This window comes from Xanthomonas indica (assembly GCF_040529045.1).
In the GTDB taxonomy this organism is placed as follows: Bacteria; Pseudomonadota; Gammaproteobacteria; order Xanthomonadales; family Xanthomonadaceae; genus Xanthomonas_A; species Xanthomonas_A indica.
In genome coordinates this window covers 941,293-954,881 of sequence record NZ_CP131914.1, presented here as the reverse complement: position 1 = coordinate 954,881, position 13,589 = coordinate 941,293, and the positions used below count along the sequence as shown (strand labels likewise).

At 69.8% G+C, this 13,589-nt stretch carries 10 protein-coding genes; 5 read left to right on the top strand and 5 right to left on the bottom strand.

Annotation, left to right across the window (positions count from 1 at the left end):
- Window positions 1–124 precede the first annotated feature (124 nt).
- Window positions 125–1,450 carry a GTP-binding protein gene (locus Q7W82_RS03980; protein ID WP_242160124.1) on the bottom strand — a complete coding sequence of 442 codons (1,326 nt, stop codon included), beginning with the start codon at window positions 1,448–1,450 and terminating at the stop codon, window positions 125–127.
- Between the two features lie 75 nt (window positions 1,451–1,525).
- On the opposite strand from Q7W82_RS03980, the gene Q7W82_RS03975 reads away from it, so the two are divergent.
- Entirely contained in the window at window positions 1,526–1,909 is a 384-nt protein-coding gene (locus tag Q7W82_RS03975) for a MerC domain-containing protein (RefSeq protein WP_242160123.1), read from the top strand.
- A gap of 1,158 nt (window positions 1,910–3,067) precedes the next feature.
- Here the strand turns inward: Q7W82_RS03975 and Q7W82_RS03970 are convergent.
- From Q7W82_RS03970 to Q7W82_RS03960, 3 genes are all read right to left on the bottom strand, one after another.
- A complete protein-coding gene (locus Q7W82_RS03970; protein ID WP_242161600.1) occupies window positions 3,068–4,822 on the bottom strand; it encodes an ExeM/NucH family extracellular endonuclease in 1,755 nt (584 codons plus the stop codon).
- Window positions 4,823–4,916: 94 nt separating this feature from the next.
- Entirely contained in the window at window positions 4,917–5,435 is a 519-nt protein-coding gene (locus Q7W82_RS03965) for a c-type cytochrome (protein WP_160946985.1), read from the bottom strand.
- Between the two features lie 154 nt (window positions 5,436–5,589).
- Window positions 5,590–6,198, bottom strand: coding sequence for a TetR/AcrR family transcriptional regulator (locus tag Q7W82_RS03960; protein WP_242161602.1), 609 nt, complete (start codon window positions 6,196–6,198; stop codon window positions 5,590–5,592).
- Window positions 6,199–6,330: 132 nt separating this feature from the next.
- Here Q7W82_RS03960 and Q7W82_RS03955 point away from each other — a divergent pair, with 132 nt between their 5' ends.
- The 4 genes from Q7W82_RS03955 to Q7W82_RS03940 all read left to right on the top strand — a co-directional run bounded on the left by Q7W82_RS03955 (window position 6,331) and on the right by Q7W82_RS03940 (window position 13,122).
- Entirely contained in the window at window positions 6,331–7,494 is a 1,164-nt protein-coding gene (locus Q7W82_RS03955) for an isovaleryl-CoA dehydrogenase (RefSeq protein WP_010341368.1), read from the top strand.
- A gap of 129 nt (window positions 7,495–7,623) precedes the next feature.
- The gene (locus Q7W82_RS03950; RefSeq protein WP_242161604.1) at window positions 7,624–9,234 is read left to right on the top strand and encodes a carboxyl transferase domain-containing protein; all 1,611 of its coding nucleotides are present in this window, start codon (window positions 7,624–7,626) and stop codon (window positions 9,232–9,234) included.
- Between the two features lie 1,060 nt (window positions 9,235–10,294).
- Window positions 10,295–12,304, top strand: coding sequence for an acetyl/propionyl/methylcrotonyl-CoA carboxylase subunit alpha (locus Q7W82_RS03945; protein ID WP_242157016.1), 2,010 nt, complete (start codon window positions 10,295–10,297; stop codon window positions 12,302–12,304).
- A 77-nt stretch (window positions 12,305–12,381) separates the two neighbouring features.
- On the top strand, window positions 12,382–13,122 hold the full coding sequence (locus tag Q7W82_RS03940; protein WP_242157025.1) for a DUF6065 family protein: 741 nt from the start codon (window positions 12,382–12,384) through the stop codon (window positions 13,120–13,122).
- Between the two features lie 7 nt (window positions 13,123–13,129).
- Here the strand turns inward: Q7W82_RS03940 and Q7W82_RS03935 are convergent, their stop codons facing one another.
- Window positions 13,130–13,510: a hypothetical protein gene (locus Q7W82_RS03935; RefSeq protein ID WP_242157028.1), complete on the bottom strand. Its 381-nt coding sequence runs from the start codon at window positions 13,508–13,510 to the stop codon at window positions 13,130–13,132.
- Between the last annotated feature and the right edge of the window lie 79 nt (window positions 13,511–13,589).

The window sequence follows — 13,589 nt, the reverse complement described above, 5'->3', positions numbered from 1 at the left end:
AGGTCCGGCTCCCGAATTCCAGGCCGCTCACCGCGAATCGTCGGCCCTGGCGCAGGCAACCATCCCTCAGCGCCCGCAGCCCGCTCTTACGATTCCCCACTCCCGATTGCCTATTCCCGGCCCCTCAACGCCTCCACAACGGGAAGGGATCCTGCAACTCCTGCCAGGCCACCGGACCCTGCCGCAGCTCGGCATCGTCGAGCAGGCAGGCATCGAGTTCGGCGCGCACCCGCGCCGTGTCCAGGCCGACGCCGATCACCGCCAGTTCCTGGCGGCGGTCGCCCCACAGCGGATGCCACATGGCGCGCAGCGCCGCATACTCGCGCGCATCGCCGACCTCCTCGGCCTGCGGCGGCGGCGCGTTCCAGCACGCGGTCTGCTGCCGCTGCCAACCCAGTTCGGTGTACGGCAGCGGCGACGGCGGCAGCACCAGCGGCGTGTCCAGCAGGCCGCGGTCCACGCGCTCGCGTGCCGCGTACCAGAAGCCGGCGGCCTGGGTCTGGGTGGCCGCGCCGACGATGGACAGTTCGCCGACCCAGTCCATGCGGCTGGCCAGCCAGAAGAAGCCCTTGCTGCGGATCACGTCGCGCAGGCCGCGCTGCGCCAGCCGCGCGAAGCGCAGCGGATGGAACGGACGGCGCGCGCGATAGACGAAGCTTTCGATGCCGAACTGCTCGGTCTCCGGCGCGTGCTCGCCGCGCAACGCCTGCATCCAGCCCGGCGCCAGCTGCGCGCGCACGAAGTCGAAACGGCCGGTGTCCAGCACCAGCTCCAGCGGCAGGTCGCCTCGGCTGGCTTCGACGATGTGCGCATCGCGGTTGAGCGCGCGCAGCACCGCGCGGGTGCGGTCGAGGGTGGCCGCATCGGCCAGGTCGGCCTTGCTGATCACGATCACGTCGGCGAACTCGATCTGCTCAACCAGCAGGTTGACCAACCCGCGCTCGTCGTCGGCCCCGGCCTGCAGACCGCGGTCGGCCAGGCGCTCGGCCGAGCCGAAGTCGCGCAGGAAGCTGACCCCGTCGACCACGGTGAGCATGGTGTCCAGGCGCGCGACATCGGCCAGGCCGCGGCCGTCGGCATCGCGGACGGCGAAGGTCGCCGCCACCGGCATCGGCTCGGAGATGCCTGTGGATTCGATCAGCAGGTAGTCGTAGCGCCCGCTCTCGGCCAGGCGCTGCACCTCCTGGCGCAGGTCGTCGCGCAGCGTGCAGCAGATGCAGCCGTTGCTGAACTCGACCAGCGTCTCTTCGGTACGGCTGAGCGCGGCGCCGCCGTCGCGGATCAGCGCCGCGTCGATGTTGACCTCGCTCATGTCGTTGACGATCACCGCCACCCGGCGGCCATCGCGGTTGTGCAGCACGCGGTTGAGCAGGGTGGTCTTGCCGGCGCCAAGGAAGCCGGACAGGACGGTGACGGGGAGGCGGCGATCGGAAACGGCGGCAGTAGGCATGGCGGGCATCGGCGCGGAGGCGTGGCGGGCTAGAAATGTTACTATATAACACTTGATGCATTGGAGTGATCGTCCATGAAATCCCTGCCGCAATCCTTCTTCGACGCCTCGGCGATGGTGTTGTCCGGGCTGTGCCTGCTGCACTGCTTGGCCTTGCCGTTGCTGGCCGCGGCGTTGCCGCTGTTCGGCGTCTGGGCCGAGGCCGAGTGGGTGCACGTGGTGTTCGTGGCGATCGCCGCGCCGTTGGCGGGGTTGGCGCTGTGGCGCGGGCACCAGCGCGATGCGCTGCCCTGGCCGCTGTGGACGCTGGCGGCGCTGGGGCTGCTCGGTCTGCTGGCCGGCGCCTTCGGCATTCCCGACGAGGCCAGCGAAACCGCGATGACGGTCAGCGGCAGTCTGGCCCTGGCCAGTGCGCACCTGTGGAACTGGCGGCGGCATCGGCAGCGTTGCCAGCATTGAGTGCAGGCGCGGGCGCGGGACATGCTGCATAGCGTGCGGTCGCCGAGCGGCAAGTAGGGTCGAGGCGCAGCTTGCTGTCGCTGTCGCCTTGGCAGTTGCCGTTGCCTCTGTTGTTGCTGACGCTTTGGCAGTTGCCGCTGCTTCTGCTGTTGCTGTTGCTCGGGCTTTTGATTTGCCGGGTTCCCTTCCGAAGCGGCGGCCAGCGCGGGGAAAAACCCCGAAGGGGCGGCGTACATGGATGTACGCCGTCCGCGGCAGGGGCAGGATGCCCCTTCCGCGGATCCCCGGGCTGGACGCGGACCCGGAGCGCGTTAGCGCGGAGGGCGCGTAGGCAGGGTGTGCTTTCTTTTGGTTACTTTTCTTTGCACAAGCAAAGAAAAGTAACTCGCCGCAAGGCGAAAGCTTTGCTCTTGCACTTGACTGCTACGGTGGCGACCACTGGATCGTAGGAGCGGCTTCAGCCGCGACAGGCACTGTCGATTGCATCGGTCGCGGCTGAAGCCGCTCCTACGGTTCTTCTTGTCCGACACGAAAACTTGAAGCAACAGCAAAGGCTTTCGCCCTTGCGGGCGAGTTACTTTTCTTTGCTCGCGCAAAGAAAAGTAACCAAAAGAAAGCGCGCCCTGCCTTGCGCCCTCCGCGCTACGCGCTCCGGGTCCGCGGATGCACCGGGGATTCGCGGAAGGGGCATCCTGCCCCTGCCGCGAACGGCGCACATCCATGTGCGCCGCCCTTCGGGTGTTTCCCCGGTCCATCCGCCGCTGCGGAAGGGAACCCAGTAAATCAAAAGCCAGAGCAACGGCAACAGCAGAAACAACAACAAAAGCAACTACCAAAGCAACAGCAACAGCAACAGCAACAGCGACAGTCGATGCTGTCGTGCTATCGAGCAAAAGCACGGCATCTACCGGCTTCGGTCGGCACCGCGGCAACACGCGACCAACGCCACAAGGGACAAGCGATCCTCAAGAGCCGCTGGTGACACGCAAGACAAGACGCGCAGCGAGCGCCGCCTGAAGCACAGCACTCACGCATGACGGCAGTCGTGCGCTCACGCATGACATCAGTTCCGGCGGTACGCCCCGTACATCGAGGCTGGGAAAGGAAAGCGACAACCGGTTTTCCCGATTCCCCATTCCCATTTCCCCATTCCCACCCCTACAGATCAAACCCCAGCAACAACGGATCGTGGTCCGAACTGCGCCACGGACCGGGCAGATCGCGCTCGCGGTAGCCGTCCCTGTCGGGCAGGTCGGCGTTGACGTGCCATTCGGCGGCGCCGCGCAACCGCGCTGCCAGCGCCGGGCTCAGCAAGGCGTGGTCGAGGCGGCCGCTGAGGCCGCGGTAGACGAAGCTGTAGGGCTGCGCGACATGCGCCTCCTGCAGTGCATCGCGCCAACCGGCGTCGCGCAGCAGGCGCAGCGGATCTTCCATCGCGTAGGCGTTGAAATCGCCGAGCAGCACGCTGGCCGTGCTGCCGGCGCCGGTGGGATCGCTACGCAGCCACGCGTCCAGGCGGCGCGCCGACGCGGTACGGGTTGCGTTCCAGCAGCCCTGGCCGTCGCCGCGGTCGGCGTCGGCGCCACTGGCTTCGCCGCAGCCCTTGGACTTGAAGTGGTTGGCCACCACCACGAACGGCGCGCCGCTGCCGCGGCGGAAGGCCTGCGCAAGCGGCACCCGGCTGTGCTCGGCGAACGGCCCACCTTCCAGCACCGCCGGCTTGCCCACCGGGCTGACCCGCGAGGCGCGGTAGATCAGCCCGACCCGGATCGGGTTGTCGCCGGGACCGTGCCCGGCATCGACGAAGCGCCAGTCGCCACCACCGGCATTGAGCGCGTCGACCAGGCTGGCGATCGCCGAGGTCGGGCCGTAACCGTCGTTCTCCAGTTCCATCAGCGCGGCGACGTCGGCCCGCAGCGGTCGGATCGTCGCCACCAGCTTGCGCAGCTGCGCCTGGAACTCGGCGGCCGTGCGCGCGCCGCGCAGGGTCGGAAACCCACCGCCGCGGCCGTCGCCGTTGAAGAAGTTCTCCAGGTTGAACGCGGCGATGCGCACGGTGCCGTCGACCTGTGGCGGCGCCGGCTCCGGCGGCGGGGTCAGCTGCAACGCGGCGGTCGGGTACAGCCGCGCGACGCCGTCGATCACCCCGCCGACGATGCCCTCCACGTCCTGCACCCTGCTGCCCGCGCGCGGCGGCACAGTGGCACTGCCCAGATAGTCCGGGAGTTTTGCCGTTGCCGTTGCCGTTGCCGAAGTCGGAGTCGGAGTCGGGGTCGATGCACCGAGCGTGCCCAGCCGCAGTCCGCGCCGCGCATTGTCGGCGACGACCGCCGCCTGCTCGGCGCTGCCGGGCGCGGCCACTTCGCTGGGCTGCCACAGGCGCCCGCCGAAGGCCACGCCGAGTTCACCGGTCTTGCCCAGCGCATCGTTGTCGACCACGGTCAGCGGCGCGGCGATGCGCACGCGCATGCCGGCCAGCGCCGACCAGTCGGCCGGTGCCGCGTCGAGCACCTGCAGCGGCAAGGGCTGCGCCCGCGCCAGCACGGTGTGACCCTGCTCCAGCACGCTGCGCCCGACGAAGGCGGTGCCGGCCTTGGCGGACGCCGCGGACTGCGGCGCCAGTTCGCCCCACACCCGCACGCGGTCGCCCGGCGCCAGGCTGCGCTCGACATCGCCGCGTACCAGCAGCGCGTCGGCGGTGAGCGGATCGTCGTCGCCGGCATCCTGCACCAGGTAGCCGCTGCCGCCGGCCTCCACCCGCGCGGTGACCACGCCCTCGAATACCACGCCCTGCGCCTGCGGACCCGGGCGCAACTGCCCGATCGGCAGCAGCGTCGGCGGCGTCAGCGCCTGCGCGGCGGGGGCTGCGACCAGCAGCAGCAACGACAACAACGATGGCGGCGGCATGCGCATGCGATCACTCTCCTTGTTTGGCGCCGGCACGCGACGGGCGCGGAAACGACTGCGCCGCCCGAAGGCGGCGCAATGGCGTGCGGGAGGCGCAAGGTTACTTCAGGTTGGCCAGCATCCAGTCCACGGTGGCGTGGATCTGCTCCTCGGTCAGCCCGGGATTGCCGCCCTTGGGCGGCATGATGCCGCCGTCGGGGCCGGTATAGCCTTCGATGGCGTGCTTGTAGAGCGTGTCCTTGCCCTGCGCGATGCGCTTATCCCAGTGCGCATGGTCCAGCGTCGGCGCCTTGCCCACGCCGGTGGTGTGGCAGGCGGTGCACAGGTTGTTGAAGATGGTCTTGCCGTCGGTGGTGCCGCCGTAGGCCGCCTGCGCCGAGGCCTTGGCCAGTGCCGCCGCCTGGGCGGCGGCCTGCGCCGCGGCGCCGGTGCTGCCGGCGTAGACCGCGCCGACCGGGGCGATGCGCTCCTCTGTGCGCTTTTGCGCAATCGGCGACACCTCCGGCGGGATGGCCCGCTGCAGGTAGTGCGCGAACACGATCAGGCCGAGGGTGATCAGCACCAGCAGGCCGATCACCATCGAGAAGCGCTTGAGAAATTCGAGGTCGTAATTCCGCACATCACACCCCTTTGGCACGTGGTAATCCGGACCACCGCTACGCGGCCGAGTATAGCCAGCGTTTGCGCCGCGCGGCACGCCGCGATGGCACGGAATCGCAGGCGATGCGTGCTGCATCGCAGCAGTTCGGCGCAGGCGACGCGGTCGGTCGCGCTCAGCTGCTGCCCACCGCGCGCAGGCAGAACCCGCACACCGCCTCGACCAGGCGCTCGCTGTCGCGCGGGCCGTCGCGGCTGGGCGCGGTCGGGCCGACCAGGGCCTCGGTGTAGGCGCCGACCAGGCACGCGGCCGCCGCCTCCAGGTCCTGCGCGGGGAACTCGCCGGCGGCCACGCCGTCGGCCAGGATGCCCTTGAACACGTCGCCGAGCAGACGCCGGCAGCGGATGCGCTCGGCGTCCACCTCCGGTTCCACCGGCTCGGCGATGAAGGCGTAGGCCAGGCCAGGGCCGGCCAGGGCGCGGCGCACGAACGAGGCGATGGCATCGCGCAGGCGCTGCGCCGCCGGCGCCGGCGCGGCGGCGATGGCGCGCAGGATGGTCAGTTCGTGCTCCACGGCGGCGGTCAGCACCTCCACGAACAGTTCGGCCTTGGACGGGAAATGCCGGTAGATCAGCCCGGTGGAGACCCCGGCCTCGGCCGCCACCGCGGTCACCGGGGCACCACGGAAGCCGTCGGCGGCGATCAGCCGGCGCGCCGCCAGCAGGATCCGCTGGCGGTTGCCGGCGAGGCGTTCTTCCATCAGGGCGGAGCGTTTGTAGGCCATGGCGTGATTCTAAGTTCAATTAATGAATTTCTGTTCACTTCTTTGCCGTTCCCGGCTACGCTGGGTGCTCTTGCCCGGCGCGGGTCCGATTCTAGGCGCCGCCGGCCACCTGCCATCCCCGGAGCTGCCGCCATGCTGATGCCGTCGTTGAATTTCGAGTTGGGCGAGGAGGTCGACCTGTTGCGCGACAGCGTCGCCGCCTTCGCCGCGCGCGAGATCGCGCCGCTGGCCGAGCAGGCCGACCGCGACAACGCCTTCCCCGCGCCGCTGTGGCGCAAGCTCGGCGAACAGGGCCTGCTTGGCCTTACCGTGGAGGAGGAGTACGGCGGCAGCGCGATGGGCTACCTGGCGCACGTGGTGGCGATGGAAGAGATCTCGCGCGCCTGCGGTGCGATCGGCCTGTCCTACGGCGCGCATTCGAACCTGTGCGTGAACCAGCTGCGCAAGAACGCCAGCCCGGCGCAGAAGGCGCGCTACCTGCCCAAGCTGTGCAGCGGCGAGCACGTCGGCGCGCTGGCGATGAGCGAGCCCGGCGCCGGCTCGGACGTGGTGTCGATGAAGCTGCGCGCCGAGGCCCGCGGCGATCGCTACGTGCTCAACGGCAACAAGATGTGGATCACCAACGGCCCGGACGCCGACGTGCTGGTGGTCTACGCCAAGACCGACCCGAGCGGCGGCGCGCGCGGCATCACCGCGTTCGTGGTCGAGAAGGGCATGCCCGGCTTCAGCACTGCGCAGAAGCTGGACAAGCTCGGCATGCGCGGCTCCAACACCTGCGAACTGGTGTTCCAGGATTGCGAAGTGCCGGCCGAGAACGTGCTGGGCGAGGTCGGCGGCGGCGTGCGCGTGCTGATGTCGGGCCTGGATTACGAGCGCGTGGTGCTGTCGGGCGGGCCGCTGGGGCTGATGGCGGCGGCGCTGGACGTGGTGCTGCCCTACGTGCACGAGCGCCGCCAGTTCGGCGAACCGATCGGCAGCTTCCAGTTGATGCAGGGCAAGCTGGCCGACATGTACGTGGGCCTCAACGCCTGCCGCGCCTATGTGTACGCGGTGGCGCGCGCCTGCGACGCCGGCCGCACCACCCGCCAGGACGCCGCCGGCGCGATCCTCTACGCGGCCGAGAAGGCGACCTGGCTGACCGGCCAGGCGATCCAAGTGCTGGGCGGCAACGGCTACATCAACGACTATCCGACCGGGCGCCTGTGGCGCGACGCCAAGCTCTACGAGATCGGCGCGGGCACCTCCGAGATCCGTCGCATGCTGATCGGCCGCGAGTTGTTCGAGCGGACCAAGTGATGCGCGGCGAAAAAGGTATCGGCCGACAGGCCGTTCCGGCGCCATCGCGTCGGGGCTGATCCCGCAACAGGGACAAGAGCCCTCCCACAGTCGCCGCCCACCCTTCCCTCCTCCCTCCACGGCCCAGCCATGAGCGCGATCCAGACCCAGTTGCAACCCGGCAGCGACGCCTTCGCCGCCAATGCCGCCGCGCTGCGCGCGGTGGTCGACGACCTGCACGCCACCCAGGCGCGTATCGCCCTGGGCGGCAGCGAGGCCGCCCGCGCCAAGCACCAGGCGCGCGGCAAGCTGCTGGTGCGCGAGCGCATCGACGCCCTGCTCGACCCGGGCAGCGCGTTCCTGGAGATCGCGCCGCTGGCCGCGCTGGGCCTGTACGACGACGAGGTGCCGTGCGCCGGCGTGGTCGCCGGCATCGGCCGCGTCTCCGGCGTGGAATGCGTGATCGTCGCCAACGACGCCACGGTCAAGGGCGGCACCTACTATCCGATCACGGTGAAGAAACACCTGCGCGCGCAGGAGATCGCCCAGCAGAACCGCCTGCCGTGCATCTACCTGGTCGATTCCGGCGGCGCGTTCCTGCCGCTGCAGGATGAGGTGTTTCCCGACCGCGACCACTTCGGCCGGATCTTCTACAACCAGGCCAACCTGTCGGCGCAGGGCATCGCCCAGATCGCCTGCGTGATGGGCTCGTGCACCGCCGGCGGCGCCTACGTGCCGGCGATGAGCGACGAGACGGTGATCGTGCGCGAGCAGGGCACCATCTTCCTCGGCGGCCCGCCGCTGGTGAAGGCCGCCACCGGCGAGGACGTCAGCGCCGAGGACCTGGGCGGCGCCGACGTGCACACGCGCATCTCCGGCGTGGCCGATCACTTCGCCGACAACGACCTGCAGGCGCTGGCGCGGGTGCGCGCGATCGTGGCCCAGCTCAACTGGCGCAAGCCGGCTCCGCCGCTGGCGCTGCGCACGCCGGAGCCGCCGCTGTATCCGGCCGAGGAACTGTACGGGGTGATCCCGGCCGACCCGCGCAAGCCGTTCGATGTGCGCGAAGTCATCGCGCGGGTGGTGGACGGCTCGCGCCTGGACGAATTCAAGGCGCGCTACGGCACCACCTTGGTCACCGGCTTCGCGCACGTGCACGGCTATCCGGTCGGCATCGTCGCCAACAACGGCATCCTGTTCTCCGAGTCGGCGCTGAAGGGGGCGCACTTCATCGAGCTGTGCGCGCAGCGCGGCATTCCGCTGGTGTTTCTGCAGAACATCACCGGCTTCATGGTCGGCCGCAAGTACGAACACGGCGGCATCGCCAAGGACGGCGCCAAGCTGGTGATGGCGGTGGCCTGCGCCAAGGTGCCCAAGTTCACGGTGGTGATCGGCGGCTCGTTCGGCGCCGGCAACTATGGCATGTGCGGCCGCGCGTATTCGCCGAACTTCCTGTGGATGTGGCCGAATGCGCGCATTGGGGTGATGGGCGGCGAGCAGGCCGCGAGCGTGCTGGCGACGGTGCGCCGCGACGGCATCGCGGCCAAGGGCGGGCAGTGGTCGGACGCGGAGGAGGCGGCGTTCAAGGCGCCGATCCGCGATCAGTTCGAGCGCCAGGGCCATCCGTACTACGCCAGCGCGCGGCTGTGGGACGACGGGGTGATCGATCCGGCACAGACGCGGCGGGTGTTGGGGCTGGGGCTGTCGGCGGCGTTGAACGCACCGGCGGAGCCGAGCCGGTTCGGGGTGTTCCGGATGTGAGCGGGCGCATGCGCTCGCGGTGGCAGGCGCGCGTGCGCCGGGATCGGCGGCGGCCACGCAGGTGGTCGCAAGCGATGCGTGGGGCAGCGTGCCCGGCAGTGGCCCGTTTGATCGGCTCTGCGGCAGCGGCCGATGCGGCGGCCTTCGCTTTTGCTCCCGCTTTTGCTCCCGCTTTTGCTCCCGCTTTTGCTCCCGCTTTTGCTCCCGCTTTTGCTCCCGCTTTTGCTCCCGCTTTTGCTCCCGCTTTTGCTCTCGCTTTTGCTCCTGCGGTTGCTCCTGCGGTTGCTCTTGCTTTGCCTTTGACTTACCGGGCCCCCTCGGCGCGGCAGCCACGGCGGGGAAAAACCCGAAGGGCGGCGCACATGGATGTGCGCCGTTCGCGGCAGGGGCAGGATGCCCCTTCCGCGAATCCCCGTCGTGGCTGCGAACCCGGAGCGCGCAGCGCGGAGGGCGCGCTGCGGGGTGTGCTTTCTTTTGGTTACTTTTCTTTGCACAAGCAAAGAAAAGTAACTCGCCGCCAGGCGAAAGCTTTGCTCTTGAACTTGCTTCCACGGTGGCGGCCGCTGAATCGTAGGAGCGGCTTTAGCCGCGACAGCGAGAGTCCATTCTGCCTGTCGCGGCTAAAGCCGCTCCTACAGACCTTCTCGCCTGATACGCAGACATCAAGCAACAGCAAAAGCTTTCGCCCTTGCGGGCGAGTTACTTTTCTTTGCTCGCGCAAAGAAAAGGTAACCAAAAGAAAGCGCGCCCTGCCTCGCGCCCTCCGCGCTGCGCGCTCCGGGTCCGCGTCCAGCCCGGGGATCCGCGGAAGGGGCATCCTGCCCCTGCCGCGGACGGCGCACGTCCATGTGCGCCGCCCCTTCGGGGTTTTTCCCCGTGCTGGCCGCCGCTTCGGAAGGGAACCCGGTAAGTCAAAAGCCGGAGCAACAGCCAAAGCCAAAGCACGGCAACAGCAACTTCAACCGCTGAAGCTGCTCCGGCTGAACACCTACGACGTAACTCTTGCGCACGTCTGCGCACCGCAAGCGCGACACCTCTAACCTTCTCCAGGCACCCGACCATGGCCACCCCCGACCTGCCGACCTTCGACAAGATCCTGATCGCCAATCGCGGCGAGATCGCCTGCCGGGTGATCGCCACCTGCCGCACGCTCGGCATCGCCACCGTGGCCGTGTACTCCGATGCCGATCGCGACGCCCGCCACGTGCGCCTGGCCGACGAGGCCGTGTACATCGGCGCCGCGCCGGCACGCGAGAGCTACCTACGCGTTGAGCGCATCCTCGACGCCGCGCAACACAGTGGCGCGCAGGCCATCCATCCCGGGTACGGCTTCCTGTCCGAGAACGCCGAATTCGCCGAGGCCTGCGCCGCGCGTGGCCTGGTGTTCATCGGCCCGCCGCCAACGGCGATCCGCGCGATGGGCGACAAGAGCGCGGCCAAGGCGCTGATGCAGGCAGCCGGGGTGCCGCTGACGCCCGGCTACCACGGCGAGCGCCAGGATCCGCAATTCCTGCGCGAACAAGCCGCGGCCATCGGCTATCCGGTGCTGATCAAGGCCAGCGCCGGTGGCGGCGGCAAGGGCATGCGCCGGGTCGATGACGACGCCGACTTCGACGCCGCGCTCGCCGCCTGCCAGCGCGAGGCGCAGGCCGCGTTCGGCAACGCGCACGTGCTGGTGGAGAAGTACGTGCTGCGGCCGCGGCACATCGAGATCCAGGTGTTCGGCGACAGCCACGGCGAATTGGTGTACCTGTTCGAGCGCGACTGCTCGGTGCAGCGCCGCCACCAGAAGGTGCTGGAGGAAGCGCCCGCCCCTGGCATGGATGAGGCGCGGCGTGCGGCGATGGGCCAGGCCGCGGTGGAGGCGGCGCGCGCGGTCGGCTATGTCGGCGCCGGCACCGTGGAGTTCATCGTCGCGCCCGATGGCGCGTTCTACTTCATGGAAATGAATACCCGCCTGCAGGTGGAGCATCCGGTCACCGAGTGCATCACCGGCACCGACCTGGTGGAGTGGCAGTTGCGTGTGGCGGCCGGGCAGCCGCTGCCGCAGCGCCAGCACGAGCTGGCGATCCGCGGCCATGCGCTGGAAGCGCGGCTGTACGCCGAAGATCCGGCGCGCGGCTTCCTGCCCTCGATCGGCACGCTGCAGCACCTGCGCCTGCCCGCCGCCGACGCGCATACCCGGGTCGATGCCGGCGTCGAGCAGGGTGATGTGATCAGCCCGCATTACGATCCGATGATCGCCAAGCTGATCGTGTGGGATGTGACCCGCGAGCGCGCACTGCGGCGCATGCAGGCGGCGCTGGCCGCGTGCCAGGTGGTCGGCGTGTCGACCAATGCCGCGTTCCTGCAGCGCCTGGTCGGCACCGCCGCGTTCGCGCAGGCGGATCTGGACACCGCGCTGATCGAGCGCGAGCACGCCGCCCTGTTCGACACCCCCAACCCGACCACCGACGTCCTATGGAGCCTGGCGGCGCTGGCCTGGCAACTGCACGCGCACGCACCGGCCGCGCACGCCGACGATCCGCACTCGCCGTGGGACCTGCGCGACGGCTGGCGGCTGGGTGCGCCGGCGCCGCGTGCGCTGACCTTGCAGCAGGGCGACACGCAACGCACGTTGCACCTGGCCGCGCACGCCGGCGGCTGGCGGATCCACGCCGCGCAGGCGCAGGACGCGCTGGAGGCGAGCGGCCAGTTGCGCGACGGGCGCCTGTCCGCGTTCCTCGGCACGCAGCGGGTGCAGGCCGATGCGGTGTTCGCCGGCACGCAGTTGCATCTGTTCGTCGACGGCCACGGCTACCTGTTCGAGCGCCACGACCCAGTCGCCGATGCCGACCAGCCGGCGGTGGAAGGCGGCGGCCTGACCGCGCCGATGCCGGGACGCATCGTCGCCCTGCTGGTCGCGCCCGGCACCCAGGTGACCCGCGGCACGCCGCTGCTGGTGCTGGAGGCGATGAAGATGGAGCACACCCTGCAGGCGCCGGCCGACGGCACCGTGCAGGGCTTTCGCGTGCGCGAGGGCGAACTGGTCGGCGACGGCGTGGCGTTGCTGGATTTCGAAGCGGCGTGAGCCGCGCGCCTCGCCGCGGTCGCCAAGACCGTGGCGAGGCGTCACACTCGGCGCTGGTCCATCGTCCTGCCTGCGCCATGAAACTCACTGCCCACGTTCTCGACGGCCACACCCTCGACGTGCGCCCGGCACCGCGCGAGCGGCCGTGGATGGACCGCACCGCCGAGCGCTATGCCTACCGCTGCCTGCCGCTGGACATCGCCAATGCGCACGGCTGGGAATTGCTGTGCCAGACCGCCTTCGAGGCCGAGTGGAACGGCGGCAACGCGCTGGACGACCTGCGCGTGCAGCCCGCACCAGGCACGCACGCGCCGGCGGTCAGCCACTTCGGCTACGGCGTGCTCACCTTCCACGTGCCGTGCCTGTTCCGCACCGACGCCGGCGTGGACCTGTACGTCACCGCGCCGGTGAACCGGCCCAAGGACGGCATCGCCGGGCTCACCGGGCTGATCGAGACCGACTGGAGCCCGTATACCTTCACCATGAACTGGCAGTTCACCCGGCCCGGCCGGGTGCGGTTCGAGGCCGGCGAGCCGTTCTGCCATTTCTTCCCGGTGCAGCGGCGGGTGCTGGCCGAGACCGAACCGCGCTGGCAGCCGCTGTCGCAGACGCCGGAACTGGAGCGCGAACACCAGGCGTGGATGCACAGCCGCGGGCAGTTCCTGCACGACCTGGAACAGCCCGGCTCCGACGCGACCCGCGCAGGCTGGCAGCGCAGCTACTTCCGCGGGCCGGCGCCGGGGCAGTGCCCGGCCGGCGTGGAGCACCGGGTGAAGCTGCGGCTGGCGCCGTTCACCCGCAGCGAGGACGCGGAGTGAGCGTGACTCAGCGCGCGTGGCGCTGGCGCACGCGGGTGGACAGGCGGAACACGCCGTAGGCCAGCAGCATGCCCAGCATCCCGGCGACGGCATGCGCCCAGTCGAACACGCGCGGGCCGATACCGCCGACCTGGTCGCCCCACAGGTTGAACAGCACCAGGACGATGGCGGTGAGCCCCAGCCCGGCCAGGAACGCGGCGCGGTTGGCGCCCAGTGCGTAGAACAGGAACGGAAGCCCCAGCCCGACCAGGAAATGCACCGGGAAGAAGTACACCGAACCGTAGGGCCGCAGCAGCAACCAGACGATGGCGGCGAACACCGCGACGAAGGCGAACAGGCCCAGCGACAGCGCGCGGGTCTTGGCGGGGGGAAGGCGTGGCTCGGTCATGCGTCACCTGCAGGCAATCGCTGACCCTAGCCGAGGCCGGATCACGGTCCGGTCAAGATCCTGCGCAGCGCACGCGGCT